Origin of the sequence: Bradyrhizobium sp. McL0616 (assembly GCF_049993385.1) — a bacterium.
Lineage (GTDB): Bacteria > Pseudomonadota > Alphaproteobacteria > Rhizobiales > Xanthobacteraceae > Bradyrhizobium.
In genome coordinates this window covers 1,901,660-1,921,468 of sequence record NZ_CP188255.1, presented here as the reverse complement: position 1 = coordinate 1,921,468, position 19,809 = coordinate 1,901,660, and the positions used below count along the sequence as shown (strand labels likewise).

The following is a 19,809-nucleotide window of genomic DNA, read 5'->3' as shown; positions in this document are numbered from 1 at the left end:
CGCATGAACCTCATCAGTCTCGACATCCGCATGCTTCGGTCGCTGATCTCGGTGGTCGAGACCGGCAGCATCACCGAGACCGCGCGACGGCTGGGCCGCACCCAGCCGGCGATCACCCTGCAATTGCAGCGGCTGGAGGAGCTGACCGGCAAGCAATTGTTTGAGCATGCCGGCCGAAGGCTGATGCTGACCGACGACGGCACCACGGTTCTCACCTACGCCAAATCGATCCTGCGGCTGCACGACGAGCTGATTTCGCAATTGGCTTCGCAGGAGATCGAGGGCCAGGTGGTGCTCGGCACGCCCGACCTCTATGCGGCATTCATGCTGCCGTCGATTCTCAGCGTGTTCCGAAAATCCTTTCCGCGTGTCCAGGTCGAGCTCAACTGCGCGTTGTCGACGCCGCTGGTCGGTCTCGTCAAGCGCGGCGACGTCGACATCGCGCTCGTCACCCGCATGAACGATTTCACCGGCGGCCAGGTGGTGCGGCGCGAGCAGCTGGTCTGGATGACCGGCGAGCAGTCCGCTGCGCACCAGGAACGCCCGATCCCGCTCGCGCTATTGCCGCCCGGCAACATCTATCGGGACTACGCCATCGATACCCTGGAACGTGCAAACCTGCGCTGGCGCATCGCCTGCGTCAGCGAAAGTGTCGGCGGCCTGCAAGCTGCGGCGTTTGCCGGCATGGCCGTCACCGTGCTTGGCCGCAGCGCGCTGGTGCCGGCGATGCGGGAGATCGGCCCCAACGAGGGACTGCCGCCGCTGCCGAAGATCGAGCTGCTGCTCTACAAGTCGAGCGGCGCGACGTCGAAGGCGGCCACCGCGCTGCACGATTACCTCGCGCATTATCTGCGCCTCGACGAAGAGCTTAGCGGCAGGGGCGTTCCGATCGAGCTGTCCTAGCTTACGCCTCCTATCTCAGCGCCAGCGACGGCCAGAACTTTGCCCAGGGCTGCGCCGCTTCGAACGCGGCGGCGATGCGGAAGATCGTCGGCTCGTCGAGCCAGGGCGCGACGATCTGAAGGCCGATCGGCATGCCGTCGCGATCGAAGCCGCAGGGCAGCGTTGCCGCCGGGAGGCCGGCGAGGTTGATCGGCCAGGTGAAGGGCGACCAGCCGAGATGAGGATCGACTTTGTTGCCGTCGATCCTGTCGACGCCGATCTGGCCAGCCTCGAACGCGGTCACCGCGACCGTCGGCGTCACCAGCGCATCGACCCGCTCGAACAGCTTTAGAAAGGCGTTGCGCGCCTGGCCGCGGCGGTAGCCAGCTTCGATATAGTCCGTGCCGCTGTAGTGCCGTCCGGCGCTGACGACGTCGCGATAATCCGCTTCGGAACTTGCGAGATCAGCCGTGGTCTTGCTCGCGACCGCGGCCGCCTGCTCGATGAAGGCGATCGGCTTCAGCGTGTGCTCCAAAATGCCGGGATCGAGACCCGGGCCGTCCATGGTGACCTGCGCACCGCAGGCATCCAGAATGGCGAGCGCCTTGCTGAAGGCCGCACGTACATCGGGATTGACGGCGGCGTAGCCGAGATCAGCACTGGCGCCGATACGGATACCATTCAATGAGGCGGGATTGATATCGAAGCGACGCGGCGATACCGGCAGGCTGGCGGGATCGCGCAGATCGTAAGCAGCGATGATCTCCAGCGTCAGCGCAGCATCGGCCACCGTGCGCGTGATCGGCCCGGTATGTGCGAGCGAGGCCCAGGACGGCGGCGAAAAGCCAGGCGAGCGCGGCACCAGGCCGAAGGTCGGCTTCAGTCCGAACACACCGCAGAAGGACGATGGCACGCGGATCGAACCGACGCCGTCGGTGCCGATCGCGATCGGCCCGCAGCCGGCCGCAACCCCCGCCGCCGCGCCGCCACTCGACCCGCCACTCGTGCGACCGGGATTCCATGGGTTTCGCGTCGTCCCCGTGACAGGGCTATCGGCCGTAAGCTTGTAGCCGGACTCGCAGGTCGTGGTCTTGCAGGTGATGATCGCCCCGGATGCTTTCAGCGCCGAAACAACAGCCGCATCGACCTCGGGCACGAACGCCTTGTTCATCGGCGAACCGCCATAGGCAGGCACGCCCGAGACGAAGACGAGATCCTTGATCGTGACAGGCACGCCGGCGAGCGGCCCCTTGGCTTCGCCTGTGCGCATCTCCTTGGAGAGTCTATCGGCGTCTGCCCTCGCCTGCTCGTACATCGGCGTCACCACCGCGTTACAGGCCTCGTTCGTCGCCTCGAGCGCGGCGATGGTATCATCGACGACATCGCGCGGGGTGAACGCCTTGCGCCGGTAGCCGGCCATGATCTCGGTTGCAGAAAGCGCGCCGAGGCCAGTCGGCGCCGGCGGGAAGGCCGTTCGGCCGGAACCATCAGTCATCATCAACCCTAAAGAGCTAGCTGAGCGCCGCGTCGACGGCGCGCTTGGCCATTACCGTGACGAGGTGCGCACGATAATCGGCTTCGGCGTGGATGTCGGAGGTGAGGCCGTCGGTGTCGATCTTGATCGCCGCGATCGCGGACGGATCGAAATTTTGCGACAGCGCCGCCTCCATCGGCGGCACCCGGAACACACCGGAGCCTGCACCGGTTACGGCGACGCGGACCCCATCGGCGAATTTCGCGACGAACACGCCGACCAGCGCATAACGCGAGGCCGGCGCCTTGAACTTTCCGTAGCCCGCCTTGAGCGGCACCGGAAATCGGATCGCAGTGATGATCTCGCCCGGCTCGAGCGCCGTCTCGAACAAGCCGAGAAAGTATTCATCAGCCGCGATCTTGCGCGTATTGGTGACGATGGTGGCACCGAGGCCAAGCACGCTGGCGGGATAATCGGCCGCTGGATCGTTGTTCGCGACCGAGCCGCCGATGGTGCCGCGGCTGCGCACGGCGGGATCGCCGATCATGGACGCGAGCGCGGCAAGGCCAGGAATTCTTGCCTGCACCAGCTTGGAAGCGGCGACCACCGCATGCGGCGTCATCGCGCCGATGGTGATGGTCGCCCCGTCATCGGTAATACCCTTCAAGTTTCCGAGCTTGGAAAGATCGACCAACGCCACTGGACTGGCCAGCCGCTGCTTCAGCGTCGGGATCAGCGTCATGCCGCCAGCAACAAGCTTGCTGTCCTCGATCGAGATCAGCAACTTTGCCGCGTCGGGAATCTGGTCGGGCTGGTGATAGGCAAACGGTTTCATTGTTGTCCTCCCTATTCCGCCGCGACCGGCAGCGATGCGTTTTGCAGCAGGCGCCAGATCCGGTTCGGCGTCGCCGGCATGTCGACATGGGTGACGCCCAGATGCGCGAGCGCGTCGACCACCGCGTTGATGACGGCGGCCGGCGAACCGATGGTTCCGACTTCGCCGCAGCCCTTCACCCCCATTGGCGTGTGCGTGCACAGCGTCGAATGGGTCGCGACCTTCATCATCGGCATGTGATCGGCGCGCGGCATGCAGTAGTCCATCAGCGAACCCGACAGAAGCTGGCCGGAGCCTTCGTCATAGACCGCGTTCTCGAACAGTGCCTGGCCGACGCCTTGCACGATGCCGCCGTGCAACTGGCCCTCGACGATCATAGGATTGATCACCGTGCCGACGTCGTCCACGGCCGTGTAGTTCACCAGCGTCACCGTGCCAGTTTCGGGATCGACCTCGACCTCGGCGATGTGGCAACCACCGGGATAGGTGAAGTTGACTGGATCGTAATAGGCTTGCTCTTCTAGCCCGGGCTCCAGCACTTCGAGCGGATAGTTATGCGGCACGTAGGCGGCGCCCGCGATGTCCTCGAACGACTTCATGCGGTCGGTGCCCGCGACCGAGAAATTGCCGGCCTCGAACTGGATATCGACTTCGGCCGCCTCTAACAGATGCGCCGCGATCTTCTTGCCCTTCGCAATCACCTTGTCCGTCGCCTTCGACAGCGCCGCACCGCCGACCACCAGCGAACGCGAGCCGTAGGTGCCCATGCCGAACTGCACGCGATCGGTATCGCCGAACACGATGTCGACATTCTCAAAGGACACGCCGAGCTTCTCCGAGACGATCTGTGCGAACGTCGTCTCGTGGCCCTGGCCATGATTGTGCGTGCCGATCATGACCGTCACCTGGCCAGTCGGATGCACGCGCACCGTGGCGCTCTCATAGAGGCCGCCACGCGCGCCGAGCCGCCCTGCGAAGCGCGATGGTGCAAGGCCGCAGGCCTCGACATAGGTCGAGTAACCGAGCCCGCGGAACTTGCCCTTGCTCGCCGACGCTGCCTTGCGCACGCCGAAACTCTTCACGTCGGCCGCGACCAGCGCGCCGTCGAGGCATCCCATCGGATCGCCGGAATCGTACTGCACCAGCACTGGTGTCTGATACGGATAGGCCTCCTTCGGGATCATGTTGCGGCGGCGGATCTCGACGCGGTCAATGCCCATCTCGCTGGCTGCGACGTCGACGATGCGCTCCAGCACGAAAGTTGCCTCGGGCCGGCCGGCGCCGCGATAAGCGTCGACGGGAACGGTGTTGGTGAACACCACTTTCACATTGCAGTAGATCGCGGGCGTGGTGTAGACGCCGCCGAGCAGCGGCCCGTAGAGGTTGGTCGGGATGTTCGGCCCAAAGGTCGAGAGATAGCCGCCCATATTGGCGAGCGTGTTGACGCGGAAGGCGAGAAACTTCCCGTTTTCGTCCAGCGCGAGCTCGGCCTCGGTGACGTGATCGCGGCCGTGGCGGTCGGAGACGTAGCCTTCAGAGCGACTCGCCACCCATTTGATCGGGCGCATCACGCGCTTGGCGGCCCAGGTGATCACGGCCTCTTCGCCGTAATGGAACTGCTTGACGCCAAAACCGCCGCCGACATCGGGCGCGACCACGCGCAGCTTGTGCTGCGGAATGTTCAGAACCAGCGCGCCCATCAGGAAGCGCACGACGTGCGGGAACTGGCTGGTGGTCCATAGCGTGAAGCGATCGGTGCCGGGCTCGTATTCGGCGATCGCCGCACGCGGCTCCATCGGGTTGCCGATAAGGCGGTTGTTGACGAGACTGAGCTTTGCGACATGCGCGGCTTTGCGGAATGCGGTCTCGACCGCGCCCTTGTCGCCCAGCTCCCAATCGCAGCAGATGTTGTTCGGCACGTCATCGAACAATTGCGGCGCGCCCGGCCGCACCGCTTCGAGCACGCCGACCACCGAGGGCAGCACCTCATAATCGACGGTCAGCAGCTCGGCCGCCGCATTGGCCTGCTCCGGCGTCTCCGCAATCACGAAGGCCACCATGTCACCGACGAAGCGCACCTTGCCCTGCGCCAGCATCGGGAACGGCGGCTCCTTCATCGGCACGCCCTTGGCATCCGAAATGCCCCAGCCGCAGGGCAGCGAGCCCAGCTTGTCGGCGGCGACATCCTCGCCGGTCAGGACCGCGATGACGCCGGGCGCGGCCAGCGCCGCGCTTTTGTCGATGCCGCGCAGGATTGCGTGGCCATGCGGCGAGCGAACGAACGCCCCCGCCGTCATGCTGGGGCGCTTGATGTCGGAGACGTAATTGCCGCGTCCGGTGAGGAAGCGCTGATCTTCCTTGCGCTTCGGTGAGGCGCCGATGCCGATCACATTGCCCATGGTCACTCTCCCTTGGCGGCGTTCATGGCGGCAGCGCCGGCCATCACCGAGACGACGATGTTCTGATAGCCAGTGCAGCGGCAGATATTGCCCTCGAGGCCGTGACGGACATCGGCCTCGGTCAGCGACGGCTTCTCGGTCGCAAGCGCCACTGCGGTCATCAGCATACCGGGCGTGCAGAAGCCGCATTGCAGGCCGTGATGCTCGCGGAACGCCTCCTGCATCGGATGCAATTGGTTTGAGCCGGGCGCGCCTTGCAAGCCCTCGATGGTCAGAAGCGTCGCGCCGTCGAGCGCCGGCGCGAGCAATGTGCAGCTCTTCACCGGCAAGCCGTTGAGATGCACCACGCACGCGCCGCACTGGCTGGTGTCGCAGCCGATATGGGTGCCGGTCAGATTGAGCTGCTCGCGCAGGAGTTCGGCGACGAGTGTCGCCGGCTCGACTTCGACAGTGGTTGGCCGGCCGTTGAGTGTGAAGGATATCTGCACGGTCATACTCCTGTGCGCGACGGGTCTTAGGCGAGTGGAAGTGCGCTGCCGGTAGCCCATGTGGCCATCACGACATCGCCGACGGTGAACGGATCTGCGAAGAAGGTCTTTTCCGGCACATAGGCCACGAACGCGTCGTCCGGCACGGTGTCGAGCATGACCTTGACGAAGTAGCCCTGGTATTCGATCGCAAGAACGCGGCTTGGCAGCGAGGTGGTGCAGCCGGGCGGCAATTCCTGGCCCGGCCGAACCAGCGCGACGTCGTCGCGGCGCACGGCGATATCGACCTTGTCGCCGACGCTGATAGTTGAGCGCGCCTGGAGCGGCACTTCGATGCCCGAAGGGGCGGCCTGCGCCAGCGTGAAGCTCGCACCGTTGACCTTTTCGACGCGCCCGGACAGCACGTTTTGCCCGCCCATGAACTCGGCGACGTAACGATCGTGCGGATGGGCATAGACGTCGCGCGCCGCGCCCGCCTGCTTGATCTTGCCCTGCTCCATCACCACCACGAGATCGGCGAGCGCGATCGCCTCGAGCTGGGTATGCGTCACGTGGATGAAGGTGATGCCAAGCTCCCGCTGCATCCGCCGCAACTCCTGGCGCATCTGCACGCGGAGCTGCTCGTCCAGCGCCGAGAGCGGCTCGTCGAGCAGCAGCACGCGGGGCTCGGTGATCGCCGCGCGCGCCAGCGCCACGCGCTGCTGCTGGCCGCCGGAAAGCTGTGCCGGCAGACGGTCGGCGAATTGCGTCAGCCGGACCTTTTCGATCATGGCGTCGGCGGCGCGCAGGCGATCAGCCTTCGACATCCCGCGCACGCGGAGCGCAAAGGCGATGTTGTCGCGGACGGTGAGATGCGGAAACAGCGCGTAGGACTGGAACATCATCGCGGTCCGTCGCTGCACCGGCGCGAGCCCGACGACATTCTGGCCGCCGATGATAATCTCGCCGGCCGTTGGATCCTCATGGCCCGCGATCATGCGCAGGATCGTGGTCTTGCCGCAGCCGGAGGGGCCGATGAAGCAGCAATAGGCGCCGTCCGCGATCTTGAGATTGACGCCGTCAACCACGTAGGTCGCGCCGTCAAAGCTCTTGCAGACGCCCGCCAGTTCGATATCGCCGCGATCGTTCTTCATTCCCAGCCTAACCCTTTGCCCCGCTGCCGCGCTTCTTCTGGATCAGCACGATGCTGCCGAGGCTCGCGCCGATGACGACGAAGGAGACGATGGTCGTCACCGTGCCGAGCGCGTAGAGCGAGGGCGAGGTGACGTTGAGCGTCATGCTCCAGATTTCCAGCGGCAGCGTGTTGAACGAGCCCGCCGTCTGAAGGCTGCGCGCGAATTCGTCATAGGACAGCGTGAAGCCGAACAGCGCGACCGCAACGAGGCCAGGCGCCAGCACCGGGATCATCACCAGCCAGATCGATTGCCAGCGGCTGGCGCCCAAATCATAGGCAGCCTCCTCCCAGACGTGATTGAAGCGCGACATCACCGCGAACATCACCAGCACGCCGAACGGCAGCGTCCAGGACAGTTGCGCGCCGAGTGCCGAGGTGTACCAGCTCGCATTCAGCCCTAGCGCCTGGAACAGCAGACCGGTACCGAGACCCAGCACGAGGCCGGGCGCGACCAGGCTGCCGATCATCATGTAGAACACGACGGTGTCGCCGCGAAAACGCTTGCGGAAGCCGAGACCGGCGAGGAACGAGACGACGACGGTGATGATGGTCACGATGACCGCGAGCTTGATCGAGCGGTCGAACGAGCCCTTGACGTCTCCGGTGCGCACCTGGGTGAAGAGATCGACGAACCAGTGCAGTGATTGACCCTTCATCGGGAACACGAGGCCGCCGCGGATGTCCTGGAACGACAGGATGTAGATGCAGAACATCGGGCCATAGAGTGCGATCACGTAGAGCGCAAACAGCGATGCCAGCGCGTAGAACGTCCAGGGACGTCCACCCTTGCTCGGCGCAATCGCCTTGGTCGTCGCGGACGCGGCCGTCTCTGACGTTTCAGTCTTGGGCATGTCGGCGAGAACCGCGCTCATCGCGTGATCTCCTGCCTGATATCGACGGTGCGCAGAATCAGCGACACGATCGCGACCAGCACGAGGGTTAGAAGCACGGCACTCGCCGCCGCGGTCGGATATTGCAGCACGCCGACGTCCTCGTAGAATGCACTGACCACCGAGGCGGAGCCTCCGCCGGACATCACCTTGACCACGAAGAAGTCGCCCATCACGATCGAGACCACGAAGATGGTGCCGAGCGCGATGCCGCTCTTGGACATCGGCACCACGATCAGCCGCATGATGTCGAAGCGACTGGCGCCGGCATCGATCGCGGCCTCGATCAGCTTCTTGTCGATCCGCGCCATGGAATTGAAGATCGGCACGATCATGAAGATCGTGAGCTGGTGGACATAGGCGATGACCACCGCGAGATCGGAGAACAGCAGCACTTCCAGCGGCTGGCGGATCACCCCGAGCGCGAGCAGCGCCTGGTTGATCAGGCCTTCCTTGCCGAGCAGCGGTATCCAGGAAATCATCCGGATGATGTTCGAGGTCCAGAACGGCACCGTGCAGAGCAGGAACAGGCCGATCGCCAAGAGCTGGTTGCGAACGTGGAACACCAGGAAGTAGGCAACGAAGAAGCCGATGATCAGGGTGAAGACCCAGGTCAGCACCGTGAACTTGATGGTCGCCAGATACAGCTTCAACGTCAGCGCCGAATGCAGCACATCGATGTAGCTCGCCAGCGTGAAGTCGGGCGTCAGCCCGCCAAAGCCGTCGGTGGCGAAGAAGCTCGCGGTCAGCACGACCAGGATCGGCGCCACGAAGAACGGCACCAGTACCAGCACCAGCGGCGAGACAAAGAGCCAGCCGGCGAGATTGGCGCGTGACGGAGGTTGAGCTGGACTTGGCTGCATATTAACGAACGCCTCGAAGTCGGTCTTCTCGCATCGGCGCGTTGCGGCGCCGGTGCTTCGTTACGTCAGGGAAAGCAGGTTTCACGCCACCTTGAAGTCGTTCCAGCGTTTATTCATGTAGGCCGCCTCGTCCATCAGCGTGTTCCAGCACGAGATGTTCTTGACGCGATCGAGGAACGAGCCGCCGTCGCGCTTGGTGCCGACCTTCTCCATCGGCACGCCGTAGGGATCGTTGATCACCGCGGGCGCCGGCTTGCCGTCGTACCAGAAGTCCCATTCCGCCGCGGTGAGGAATTTCTTGGCCGTCGACGGCACCGGGCTGTAATAGCCGTAGCGTCCGACGAAGCCGCCCTGCCAGCCCGACAGATACCAGTTGAGATATTCGTAGGCGGCGTCGAGCTTCTTGCCGGAAAGATGCTTCATCAGGCCCATGCCGTTGCACCAGCCGCGATAGCCTTCCTTGCCGTTCTTGACATTCACCGGCGCGTAGACGCAGGGGATTTCCTTGACACGCACCGCCGCGACCGCCGGCGACCACATCGACTGGATGACGACCTCGCCCGCTGCCATCAGTTGCACCGACTGGTCGAAGGTAGTCCAGGTTGCACGGAACTGGCCCTGCTTCTTCAGCTCAATCAGCTTGTTGCAGGTGAAGTCGATCTCCTCCTTGGTCATGTTGCCCTTGTTGCCGTACTTGATCAGCCCGGCGCTTTCGAAGCAGAGCGCGGCGTCCATGATGCCGATCGCGGGCACATCGAGGATCGCGGCTTTGCCCTTGAACTTCGGATCGATCAGGTCCTTCCACTCGGTCACTTCGTGGCCGACGAGATCAGGCCGATACCCGATGGAGTCGGCGTTGTAGACTTGCGGCAGGAAGGTCGCCCATTCGGTGACACCATCGTTCAGGTCGGTGGAATCGGGCTTCGCGATATACATGGCCTCATAGGGCGAGATGCCCTGGCGCGGGATCTTGTGACCGTCGATCTCGCCCTTGGTGAAGATCGGCAGGATATTGTCGAACTCCTTGATCTTCTTGACCTCGATGCCCTGGATCACGCTGCGCTTGGCGGCGAGCTTGGCCTGCCAGCCTTCGAGATCGGCGATGTCGACCGTATTAGGCTGGCTTATGAAGCGGTTGATGGCAGCCGACGTATCGAGGTTCTGCATCGTGACCTTGACGCCGAGATCCTTGGCCGCCTGGTCGCCGATCGCCTTCACCACCGAATAGGAGACGCCGACATGGCGCAGCTCGATATCCTTGATCTCCTGCGCCCAGATGGTCGGGAATCCGCGGATCGCATCCGACCCTGCGGCTGCGCCTGCAACTGCGGCTGCCCCCTTCAACAGCGTGCGCCGGCACAGCTTTTTCGTCGATCTGACGTCCGCTTTGGCTTCCGTTCCCGTTGAAACGGAAGTGGATGTCCGCTTATCCCTGTCAAGCATGGCAACCCTCGTTGGCTACAATGAACGTTCGCTCCGGTCGGCATTGACCGGCTGCGGATGTGATCAATTGTGCGCGAGGCTATGGGCAGGATTTTGCGAAGTAAAATTGGAAGTAACAATTCGCGTTATAAACGGGGCTAATGGTTCGCGCCGATGCATTTGGATTTGGCAGGGCGCATAAGAAGGCGTCAGGACGTGCATACAAGGCGGCGGCTTCGATCGTGCGGGCTCGTTCGCGCAGCAGGCGCGACAACAATTGCGCTGCTCGCTGCCGCAAGGTTGTGCGCGGCACACGCCGGCGATGTGTCCATCGCGCCCGCGGAACTGAAGGCAATCGGCACGATCGATGCGCGCTTTCAATCCTACAACATCGAGATGGTGGAGGTGACCGGCGGGCGGTTCTGGAAGCCCTATCCGCGAACGATCCGCGCGTTCGATGAGCGGGATCGTTACAGCGCGAGGCCGCCGATCGATCTAGCCAATGCGCGCCTGCGCAAGCTCGCGGCGGCCCTGTCGCCGGCCTATCTGCGCGTGAGCGGCACGTGGGCCAATGCGGCGTTCCTTGCCGACACGGACCGTGCGCCGGGCAAGCCACCGCCGGGATTCGACACGGTGCTCAGCAGTCAACAGTGGCGCGGCGTCATCGATTTTGCGCGCGCGGTCGATGCAAGAATTGTCACCTCCTTCGCGATCAGTCCCGGCAGTCGCGATGCGGACGGCGTGTGGACGACAGATCAGGCGCAACGCCTGATCGATACGACGCGTTCACTGGGTGGCCACATCGCGGCGGTGGAATTCATGAACGAGCCAACACTCGCTGCGACGAACGGTGCACCGCCTGGATATGATGCGAAGGCTTACGGACGCGACTTCAGGATTTTTCGCGAATGGATGCAACGCACAGCGCCCGAGACGCTGACCATCGGTCCGGGTTCAATCGGCGACGCACCGTCGCCATCCGGGTCGGGCATCACCACGCGCGATCTGCTCGCCGCATCCGGCCCCGGTATCGATCGTTTCTCATATCATCACTACAACACCCTCTCGCCGCGCTGCGGCGGCCGCGACGATCCGGCGCAGGCGCTCTCCGAGCAATGGCTTGCCCGCACCGATGCGACGCTTGCGACCTATCGGGCCTTACGCGACGCATTCGAGCCTGGCAAGCCGATCTGGCTGACGGAGACGGCGAATGCGGCCTGCGGCGGCAACCGCTGGGATGCAACTTTTCTCGACACGTTTCGCTATCTCGACCAGCTCGGACGACTGGCAAGAGACGGCGTCCACGTCGTGATGCACAACACATTCGCCGCCAGCGACTATGGCCTGCTTGACGAAGGGACGTTCCGTCCGCGGCCAAATTATTGGGCTGCGCTGCTCTGGCACCGGCTGATGGGAACGATCGTGCTCGCCGCGCCCGCCGCCGCGCCCGATCTCCATCTTTATGCGCATTGCCATCCGGGCATGCGGGGCGCGGTGTCGGTGCTCGCGATTAACACGTCTCGGCTCGCGTCGGACGTGCTGACGCTGTCACGTTCCGCCGGGCGATACACGCTGCATGCGACGCGGCTGCAAGACGCGACCGTGCAGCTAAACGGAGAGATGCTCGCGCTGACGGCCGACGACGAACTGCCCCGGCTTGACGCGCGCGCGACACCAGCGGGAACGATCCGACTTGCGCCGGCGACCATCACCTTCCTGCTGTTTCCGGACGCCGTAAATCCGGCCTGCCGGTAGCGGCTCTTACGATCTCAGCGTGTCGCGCGCCGTCTCCGGCGCCATCAGCGTTGCGATGATCGTGATGATCGAGAGCCCGATGATGTAGAGCGACACCGGCCAGTACGAGCCGGCCCAGGCGAGCAGCGCGGTCGCGATCAGCGGCGAGAAGCCGCCGCTCAGCGCGGCCGCGACATTGGCACCGAGCGACGCACCGCTGTAGCGCACCTGCGTCCGGAACAGTTCCGGCATGAACGCGGCCTTGGGGCCGAACAGCAACGCATGCGTCAGCGTCATCGTGACGACGAGCGCGAGCGTGATCAGCACCGGCTCCTTGGTGTCGAGGAACCAGAACAGCGGAAACGCCAGCGCCACCGAGAACACGCCGCCGGCGAGATACAACGCCTTGCGGCCAAAGATGTCCGACAGCCAGCCGGCGAGCGGCAGCGTCGCGAACTCGACGAGAGCCGCGTAGACCACCGCATTGAGGATCACCTGGCGCGGCAAGCCGAGTTTTGTCGTCGCATAGACCACAGTGAAGACGGTGAGGAGATAAGCGAGCCCGACTTCCGACACCGTGATGCCGATCGCCAGCAGAAAGCTGCGCCAGTCGCGGCGGATCACCTCCCACACCGGCTGCGCCAGCACCTCCTTGCGCTCGACCACCTCCTTGAAGTGCGGCGTTTCCGCAAGCTTGAGCCGCACGATGAAGCCGATTCCGACGAGCAGAATGCTGATCAGGAACGGCACGCGCCAGCCCCAGCTCAGGAAGTCCGCTTCGGGCAATTGTGTCATCAGCCCGAAGATGCCGGTGGATGCGGCGACGCCGACGGGAAAGCCGATCTGCACCAGGCTGCCGTAGAAGCCGCGACGGTTGCCGGCATGCTCGGCCACCATGACCACCGCACCACTCCACTCGCCGCCAAGCCCGATGCCCTGGATGAAGCGCAGGATGATAAGCAGGATCGGCGCCCAGACACCGATCTGGCTATACGTCGGCAGGCAGCCGATCAGGAAGGTGCCGAGCCCCATCGCGATCATGGTCGCGACCAGCATTGTCTTGCGTCCGAGCCGGTCGCCATAATGTCCGATGATGGCGCCGCCGATCGGTCGCGCGACGAAGCCGACCGCATAGGTCGAGAACGCCGCGAGCGTTCCGACGAAGGGATCGAAGCTCGGAAAGAACAGCTTGTTGAACACGAGGGCGGCGGCCGTGCCGTAGATGAGAAAGTCGTACCACTCGATCGCGGTGCCGAGTGCGCTCGCCCACACTACATGTGCCGTCGTCGATCTCTCCGTCGCGCTGGAGACCCCCGTTGCTGCCGTCATTGCCACGCCCCATGATTCCGGGGCGCATCATGGCCAATCGCGATGGAGGTTGCAACCTGCGGGGGTGCTGGCTCTTCGCGGGATCACGGCGCGATGTTTCGCGCACAGCTGCTCCCACAGCTGTCAATGCGAGGAGCTCTTGCGACGAAGCAATCCAGTCTGTCTCCGCGGAGAAAGTCTGGATTGCTTCGCTGCGCTCTCAATGACGGGCGTTGAAGCGGTCGCGTGCATCTCACCAGTGTCTCCCGGCGGTCCTGGAACTCGCCCAAAGCCCATAATTCGCCATTGACAAACTCATTCGCTAATATCTAACTAGACGCCAACTGATAACCGGCCGCGCCAAGCGGCCCATAAAAGAGAGGGAACGACCATGAGAGGGCTTTTGGCCTGTGCCATGCTCGCGGCCATGACTTCGGCTGCGACGACGACCGTGGCCACCGCGCAAGTCTCCGACGACGCGGTGCGGATCGGCGTGCTGACGGATCTGTCGAGCTGGGGCCGCGACAACAGCGGGCCCGGCTCGGTCGAGGCCGCCAAGATGGCTGTCGAGGAATTCGGGCCGACCGTGCTCGGCAAGCCGATCGAGATCATCAGCGCCGATCACCAGATGAAGACCGATGTCGGCGTGCAGATCGTGCGCGGCTGGTTCGACAACGGCAAGGTCGACGCCGTCGTCGACATCCCCAATTCCGGCATCGCGATCGCCGTCCACAACATGGTGCGCGAGCGCAACAAGATCGCCCTGCTCTCCGGTCCTGGCGCGAGTTCCCTGACCGACGAGCTGTGCAGCCCGAACACCGTGCATTTCACCTACGACACCTATGCGCTGTCGAAGGTGACGGTGTCCGCCGTGATCAAGGAAGGCGGAAAATCCTGGTACTTCATCACCGCGGACTACGCCTTCGGCCAGCAGCTCGAGAAGGACGCCACCCGCTTCATCAACGAGATGGGCGGCAAGGTTTTGGGCGGCGTGAAGCATCCGACCAATACCCCCGACTTCTCCTCCTTCGCGCTCCAGGCGCAGAGCTCGAAAGCCGACGTCGTCGCCTTCGCCAATGCCGGCCAGGACACCGATAATGCCATCAAGCAGTCCGGCGAATTCGGCCTGGTCCAGGGCGGCCAAAAGCTCGTCGGCCTGTTGATGTTCGACACCGACGTGCATGCGGTCGGCCTCAAGGCCGCACAGGGCACCTACATGACGACGGCGTCATACTGGAATATGGACGAGGCGACCCGCGCCTGGTCGAAAAAGTTCTACGCGCGCACCAACGTGATGCCGACCATGATCCAGACCGGCGTCTACGGCTCGGTGCTGCATTATCTCAAGGCCATCAAGGCCGCCGGCACCGACGATCCGGCCAAGGTGATGGCCAAGATGCGCGAGCTGCCGATCGAGGACACTTTCGTCCATGGCGGTAAATTGCGTGAAGACGGCCGCGTCATTCGCGACATGTATCTGGCCAGGGTGAAGTCACCCGAGCAGTCCAAGGAACCCTGGGACTATCTGGAGATCATCAAGACCGTGAAGGGCGAGGACGCCTTCCGCCCGGTCTCCGAATCCAAATGTCCACTGCTCAAGAAGTGAGGCCCAGATGACCGGCAACGAGCATAGCGCAATTGAGACTTACGAGTGCGATGTGCTCGTGGCCGGATCGGGCGCCTCCGGCATGTCGGCGGCGATCACCGCGCGCTATCGCGGCCTCGACGTGCTGATCGTCGAGAAGGAGCCGCGCTTCGGCGGCACCACCGCCCGCTCCGGCGGCTGGCTCTGGATCCCCGGCACTTCGCTCGCAAAGGCCTATGGCATCAAGGAGACGCCGGACCAGGCCCGCACCTATCTGCGGCATGAGGCCGGCAACAATTTCGATGCCGCGCGCGTCGACGCATTCCTGAGCGCCGGCCCCGAGGCGGTCGACTTCTTCACGACCAAGACCGCGTTGCGCTTCGACATGCCGCTGGTATTTCCCGACTATCACGCCGAAGCCCCCGGCGGCGCGCAAGGCGGGCGCTCGATGGTGACGCGGCCGTTCGACGGCCGCGAGCTTGGCGACCTCATCAAGACGCTCGGCATGCCGCTCCCCGAACTCACCGTGTTCGGCATGATGTTAGGCTCTGGCAAGGAGATCATCCATTTCATGCGCGTGACGAAGTCGCTGACCTCGGCGGCCTATGTCGCCAAGCGCCTGTCGCGGCATTTCATGGACGTACTGCGCTATGGTCGCGGCATGACCTTGACCAACGGCAACGCGCTCGCGGGCCGTCTCGCAAAATCCGCACTTGATCTCAAGATTCCCATGTGGCTGTCCTCGCCCGTGCGCGAGCTGACCGTCGAGAACGGCGCCGTGACCGGCGCCATCGTCACCCGCGAGGGACGCGATGTCCGTGTCCGCGCCCGCCACGGCGTGGTGCTCGCCTGCGGCGGTTTTCCGCATGACGTCGCGCGGCGCAAAAAAATGTTTCCACACGCGCCGACCGGCAGTGAGCATTATTCGCCCGGCCCGACCGGCAACACCGGCGACGGCCTGCGCCTTGCTGAAAGCGCCGGCGGCCACGTCGAGGATCGGCTGCCGAACGCGGCGGCCTGGGTCCCGGTGTCACTGACCACGCGCAAGGACGGTTCAAAAGGCGTGATGCCGCATTTCATCGACCGCGCCAAACCCGGCGTGATCGCGGTGATGCGCGACGGCAAGCGCTTTGCCAACGAGGGCAATTCCTACCACGACTTCGTCCAGGCCATGGTCAAGGCGGCCAGGCCCGGCGAGGAGATCGCAGCGTATCTCGTCTGCGATCACAAGACGCTGCGTAAATACGGCCTCGGCTGCGTGCCGCCCTTCCCGATGCCGCTCGGCCATCATCTGCACACCGGCTATCTCATGCGCGGTGACACGCTGGAGGCACTTGCGGCAAAAGCCGGCATCGATGCAAAGGTGTTCACCGAGACCGTGGCGCAATTCAATGCAACTGCGCCGCAAGGGCACGATGCCGCCTTCGGCAAGGGCTCGAAGGCCTATAACCGCTACCAGGGCGATGCGATGCACGGGCCGAACCCCTGCGTGGCGCCGCTGGAGAACGGCCCCTACTACGCCATCAAGATGGTAATCGGCGATCTCGGCACCTATGCCGGCATCGTCACCGACGAGAATGCGCGGGCGCTGGATTCCGAGGGCCGCGTCATTTCCGGGCTCTATGCCGCCGGCAACGACATGGCGAGCATCATGGGGGGCAATTATCCCGGTGCCGGCATCACCCTTGGGCCGGCGCTGACCTTCGGCTACATTGCCGGACGACACCTTGCCGATAGCGCCGCCAAGCGCGACGCGGCGTAAGCAACGCGCATCGGAGGCGCATGAAGAGAGAAAGCCGCGGCATCCAGTCGATCGAGGTCGGCGGAGAACTGCTCCGCGCCCTCGCGAGAAGCGGCGAGCCGATGATGCTGCGCGATCTCGCCCGCGAAGCCGGCATGACGCCGGCCAAGGCGCATCCCTATCTCGCCAGCTTCTCCCGCATCGGCTTGATCGAGCAGGACGAGATCACCGGCCACTACGAGATCGGCGCGCTGGCGCTCGAGCTCGGCCTGATCAGCCTGCGCCGCCTCTCGGGCGTGCGCATCGCACGCCCGAAGATCGCGACGCTCGCGGCCCAGATCGGCCACGCAGTTTCGCTCGCGGTCTGGGGCACGCACGGTCCGACCGTGGTGCAACTCGAAGAACCCGGCCAGCCCGTGCACATCGTGATGCGGGCCGGCTCGGTGATGGCGCTGTTGGAAACCGCGACGGGCCGGGCGTTCGCGGCCTACCTGCCCGAGAAGACCATCAGCGCCGCGCTTGAAAACGGCCTCGACCGTCACGGTGTCGGCTACAATCCGAAGCGGCCTGTCAAAGGCGCAAAGGTCGCCGAGATGCTCACCGAGGTCCGCAAGCACGGCCTCGCCCGCGCGCTCGGCGATCCCCTGCCCGGCGTCAACGCCTTCTCGGCGCCAGTGTTCGATCATTCCGGCCATGTCGCGCTCGTCATTACCGCGATGGGGCCGGAGGGCACGTTTGACGCGCGCTGGGACAGCCCGATCGCACATGCCCTGCGCGATTGCGCCGCCGGCATCTCGAAGCGGCTGGGATACGGGATGACGATCGCCGCGGAGTGACGCCGACCTAGATCGGCGCTACCCGCACCTCTTCTGCGGAGATCGAGCCGCTGTCGACAACCAGCGCGACCGCGCCGCCGGTCAATGGCAGCCAACCCGTATCCTGTACGCTGAACAGTGTCTTGCCGCCAACGCGCGCTTCGATCTCGCTGCCGACCACGCGCAACTCGACCTCGTATTTCCGGTCAAGCTGCCAGTCGAAACGCGCGCCAGCGAGCACGACCTCGTCATGCACGCGCTTGATGAGGCGGACGCGGCCGCCCTCGGCGCGATCGAACATCAGCGCATAATAGCGTTCGCGTCCCTGCACGCGCGCGGCGAGGCCCCAGGCGTTCGCGAGCAGCGGCATGATCTCCGACGTTACCCGATAGTCCTTCCAGTCGCGCGAACCCTGCGCGATGAAGCCGAGCCCGTCGCCATTGGTGACGCGCAGGCCCTCCCAGCGCGTCTGGAACTGGCTGACATTGTTGACCCAGGCGTGCTTCCACATCGCGCTCAGATTGTTGTCCGGACGCTTCAGCACGATGTCGGGTGCACCACCCCAGGTCAGGTAATCAAGATAAAGCGTGCCGTCGACGCCGAGCGGATCATGCGTCTCGATCTCGACGCCGATCTCAAAGATCGGATAGGCGTGCGTCTCCGGCAGCCGCCAGCTCAGCACGGTCTGACAACCGCCGATCAGCTCCTGCGTATCGCCGTAGATCTGCACCAGCTCATCGCGCTCGTCATAGACGCTGGCAAACAGCCGCACCGCCACGCGGCCACTGTCCGTCTCCGATTCGAGCCGGCACTCGACGCGCTGCCCTGAATACAGCGTCGGGCAAGACACCAGCTGGTAGGTCGGCATCGTGAACACCTCCTTGTCGAAGAAGGTGGGGCTCGCGACCCTCGCCACGCGTCCGGGCGCGAGACGGCGGAAGTCGATTGCGAGGCTCCGCTCGCCCGAGCGGCTGTGGCCGGCGACGTTGCTGAGCTCGACCTGATGCAGCCGCGCCAGCGAACCGCGATGCACTTGAAAGCCCTGCAAGCTACCTGGAAAATTGAAATTGAAGCGCGCGCCGTCCTTGGCAACGGCGAGCGCCGGCGCGCCCGCGAGCGCTAACCCCGCCGCGACCAGCGACTGCGTCTCGATCACGGCATCGGTGATCGCAGCACCGCCGTCGGCGGTCGAGATATACATGCGGTCGGCAATAGGGGTACGGAAATCCGGCCCGGCATCGAGGCCGGCCAATCCAGCGCGGATGCCGAACAGGCAGCCGACATTGCCGGCGTTGCAGTCGGTATCCCAGCCGGCCGTGTTGGCGATCCGCATCGCCTCCTGAAAGCTATTCTCGCCATAAAGCGTCGCCAGGATGATCAGCGCGTGGTTCGGCACCACGTGGCAATTGCCGGGAAATTTGTCGTAGCCGTAGCGCTCGGCGATCAGCGCGCGGGTGCGCTCCCAGTCATTGCTGTTGTCGCCGGCATGCCAGTCGCGGACGTCGTTGACGACGCGCCGGATCAGCGCGTCCTTCGGCACGAAGCCGAGGCCGACATCGATCAGCTTCTGCACGTCGCGCTCGACGAAGGCCTGCGCCTCCATCGCGGCGAGCAGCTTTGCGGCATGCACGGATTCGCCGTCGTGGCTCACGCGGCCGGCCTGGTCGGCGAGATAGGCGGCTTGCTCGGGATTGCCGGGGCTCACCATCGCCCAGCCGTCAATGAATATCTGCGCGCCGATCTGCTCGGCCACGGTCGCACCGTTCAGCTCGATCGAGCCGCTCTGCGGCGCAGGGATGCCGGACTTCAGCCGGAGATAGGCGGTGTGCTCGGTGGAATTGCCGATGCCACCCCACCACAGGATCGCGCGCTCCTCGACGATGTAGTTCAGCCAGGCTTGGCCAACCTGCTTCGAGGTCAGGCGCTTCGGGTAGCCGTTGTCGGCGAGCGCTCGGGGAAACGCAAAGGTGCCGGAGACGTCGTCGTCGGTGACGACGAGGTGGTGCGAGCGTAGCGCGACGTCGCGCCGTTCGTTGACGTAATAGTTGATCGGCCCGAGCTCCTTCATGATGCGCTCATAGGTCCAGCCTTCGAAGGGCCGGCCGAGATAGACGCCGATGAGCTTGCCGAGCACGCCGGCATAGACGCGCTCCGCGTAGTCATGAGGAATTGCCGTCACTTGTTCACTCCCATATCAAC

General features: G+C 64.4%; 15 protein-coding genes. 5 read left to right on the top strand and 10 right to left on the bottom strand.

Annotated features, from left to right (window positions below; all coding sequences use genetic code 11):
• The first annotated feature begins 3 nt into the window (after positions 1 to 3).
• Positions 4 to 903: a LysR substrate-binding domain-containing protein gene (locus tag ACPPVR_RS09325; RefSeq protein WP_426613934.1), complete on the top strand. Its 900-nt coding sequence runs from the start codon at positions 4 to 6 to the stop codon at positions 901 to 903.
• A 10-nt stretch (positions 904 to 913) separates the two neighbouring features.
• On the opposite strand, the gene ACPPVR_RS09320 is transcribed toward ACPPVR_RS09325, so the two are convergent.
• From ACPPVR_RS09320 to ACPPVR_RS09285, 8 genes are all read right to left on the bottom strand, one after another.
• Positions 914 to 2,377 (bottom strand): amidase, encoded by a 1,464-nt coding sequence (locus tag ACPPVR_RS09320; RefSeq protein WP_426613933.1) that lies wholly within the window; start codon positions 2,375 to 2,377, stop codon positions 914 to 916.
• A gap of 16 nt (positions 2,378 to 2,393) precedes the next feature.
• On the bottom strand, positions 2,394 to 3,191 hold the full coding sequence (locus ACPPVR_RS09315; protein ID WP_426613932.1) for an FAD binding domain-containing protein: 798 nt from the start codon (positions 3,189 to 3,191) through the stop codon (positions 2,394 to 2,396).
• 11 nt (positions 3,192 to 3,202) lie between these two features.
• Positions 3,203 to 5,590 (bottom strand): xanthine dehydrogenase family protein molybdopterin-binding subunit, encoded by a 2,388-nt coding sequence (locus tag ACPPVR_RS09310; protein ID WP_426613931.1) that lies wholly within the window; start codon positions 5,588 to 5,590, stop codon positions 3,203 to 3,205.
• Positions 5,591 to 5,592: 2 nt separating this feature from the next.
• Positions 5,593 to 6,084: a (2Fe-2S)-binding protein gene (locus ACPPVR_RS09305; protein ID WP_426613930.1), complete on the bottom strand. Its 492-nt coding sequence runs from the start codon at positions 6,082 to 6,084 to the stop codon at positions 5,593 to 5,595.
• Positions 6,085 to 6,104: 20 nt separating this feature from the next.
• Positions 6,105 to 7,211: an ABC transporter ATP-binding protein gene (locus ACPPVR_RS09300; RefSeq protein ID WP_426613929.1), complete on the bottom strand. Its 1,107-nt coding sequence runs from the start codon at positions 7,209 to 7,211 to the stop codon at positions 6,105 to 6,107.
• Positions 7,212 to 7,218: 7 nt separating this feature from the next.
• On the bottom strand, positions 7,219 to 8,124 hold the full coding sequence (locus tag ACPPVR_RS09295) for an ABC transporter permease (RefSeq protein WP_426613928.1): 906 nt from the start codon (positions 8,122 to 8,124) through the stop codon (positions 7,219 to 7,221).
• Positions 8,121 to 9,005 carry an ABC transporter permease gene (locus ACPPVR_RS09290; RefSeq protein ID WP_426613927.1) on the bottom strand — a complete coding sequence of 295 codons (885 nt, stop codon included), beginning with the start codon at positions 9,003 to 9,005 and terminating at the stop codon, positions 8,121 to 8,123. Before ACPPVR_RS09290 ends, ACPPVR_RS09295 begins: the two co-directional genes overlap by 4 nt.
• A gap of 81 nt (positions 9,006 to 9,086) precedes the next feature.
• Complete coding sequence (locus tag ACPPVR_RS09285) at positions 9,087 to 10,448, bottom strand: ABC transporter substrate-binding protein (RefSeq protein WP_426613926.1); 1,362 nt, start codon at positions 10,446 to 10,448, stop codon at positions 9,087 to 9,089.
• A gap of 303 nt (positions 10,449 to 10,751) precedes the next feature.
• Between ACPPVR_RS09285 and ACPPVR_RS09280 the strand changes: the two genes are divergently transcribed.
• On the top strand, positions 10,752 to 12,182 hold the full coding sequence (locus tag ACPPVR_RS09280) for a hypothetical protein (protein WP_426613925.1): 1,431 nt from the start codon (positions 10,752 to 10,754) through the stop codon (positions 12,180 to 12,182).
• Positions 12,183 to 12,188: 6 nt separating this feature from the next.
• Here the strand turns inward: ACPPVR_RS09280 and ACPPVR_RS09275 are convergent, their stop codons facing one another.
• Positions 12,189 to 13,490 (bottom strand): MFS transporter, encoded by a 1,302-nt coding sequence (locus tag ACPPVR_RS09275; RefSeq protein ID WP_426613924.1) that lies wholly within the window; start codon positions 13,488 to 13,490, stop codon positions 12,189 to 12,191.
• Positions 13,491 to 13,860: 370 nt separating this feature from the next.
• Here ACPPVR_RS09275 and ACPPVR_RS09270 point away from each other — a divergent pair, with 370 nt between their 5' ends.
• The 3 genes from ACPPVR_RS09270 to ACPPVR_RS09260 are packed head-to-tail and all read left to right on the top strand — an operon-like array spanning position 13,861 to position 17,631.
• Positions 13,861 to 15,075 carry an ABC transporter substrate-binding protein gene (locus ACPPVR_RS09270; protein ID WP_426613923.1) on the top strand — a complete coding sequence of 405 codons (1,215 nt, stop codon included), beginning with the start codon at positions 13,861 to 13,863 and terminating at the stop codon, positions 15,073 to 15,075.
• 7 nt (positions 15,076 to 15,082) lie between these two features.
• Entirely contained in the window at positions 15,083 to 16,816 is a 1,734-nt protein-coding gene (locus ACPPVR_RS09265; RefSeq protein WP_426613922.1) for an FAD-dependent oxidoreductase, read from the top strand.
• Positions 16,817 to 16,836: 20 nt separating this feature from the next.
• Positions 16,837 to 17,631 (top strand): IclR family transcriptional regulator, encoded by a 795-nt coding sequence (locus tag ACPPVR_RS09260; protein ID WP_426613921.1) that lies wholly within the window; start codon positions 16,837 to 16,839, stop codon positions 17,629 to 17,631.
• A 7-nt stretch (positions 17,632 to 17,638) separates the two neighbouring features.
• Here the strand turns inward: ACPPVR_RS09260 and ACPPVR_RS09255 are convergent, their stop codons facing one another.
• The gene (locus ACPPVR_RS09255; protein ID WP_426613920.1) at positions 17,639 to 19,789 is read right to left on the bottom strand and encodes an ADP-ribosylglycohydrolase family protein; all 2,151 of its coding nucleotides are present in this window, start codon (positions 19,787 to 19,789) and stop codon (positions 17,639 to 17,641) included.
• Positions 19,790 to 19,809: the final 20 nt, after the last annotated feature.

Bases quoted from the DNA above. Each gene is read 5' to 3' on its own strand.
- ACPPVR_RS09325 (WP_426613934.1), top strand. From the start codon at position 4: ATGAACCTCATCAGTCTCGACATCCGCATGCTTCGGTCGCTGATCTCG.
- ACPPVR_RS09320 (WP_426613933.1), bottom strand. From the start codon at position 2,377: ATGACTGATGGTTCCGGCCGAACGGCCTTCCCGCCGGCGCCGACTGGC.
- ACPPVR_RS09315 (WP_426613932.1), bottom strand. From the start codon at position 3,191: ATGAAACCGTTTGCCTATCACCAGCCCGACCAGATTCCCGACGCGGCA.
- ACPPVR_RS09310 (WP_426613931.1), bottom strand. From the start codon at position 5,590: ATGGGCAATGTGATCGGCATCGGCGCCTCACCGAAGCGCAAGGAAGAT.
- ACPPVR_RS09305 (WP_426613930.1), bottom strand. From the start codon at position 6,084: ATGACCGTGCAGATATCCTTCACACTCAACGGCCGGCCAACCACTGTC.
- ACPPVR_RS09300 (WP_426613929.1), bottom strand. From the start codon at position 7,211: ATGAAGAACGATCGCGGCGATATCGAACTGGCGGGCGTCTGCAAGAGC.
- ACPPVR_RS09295 (WP_426613928.1), bottom strand. From the start codon at position 8,124: ATGAGCGCGGTTCTCGCCGACATGCCCAAGACTGAAACGTCAGAGACG.
- ACPPVR_RS09290 (WP_426613927.1), bottom strand. From the start codon at position 9,005: ATGCAGCCAAGTCCAGCTCAACCTCCGTCACGCGCCAATCTCGCCGGC.
- ACPPVR_RS09285 (WP_426613926.1), bottom strand. From the start codon at position 10,448: ATGCTTGACAGGGATAAGCGGACATCCACTTCCGTTTCAACGGGAACG.
- ACPPVR_RS09275 (WP_426613924.1), bottom strand. From the start codon at position 13,490: ATGACGGCAGCAACGGGGGTCTCCAGCGCGACGGAGAGATCGACGACG.
- ACPPVR_RS09270 (WP_426613923.1), top strand. From the start codon at position 13,861: ATGAGAGGGCTTTTGGCCTGTGCCATGCTCGCGGCCATGACTTCGGCT.
- ACPPVR_RS09265 (WP_426613922.1), top strand. From the start codon at position 15,083: ATGACCGGCAACGAGCATAGCGCAATTGAGACTTACGAGTGCGATGTG.
- ACPPVR_RS09260 (WP_426613921.1), top strand. From the start codon at position 16,837: ATGAAGAGAGAAAGCCGCGGCATCCAGTCGATCGAGGTCGGCGGAGAA.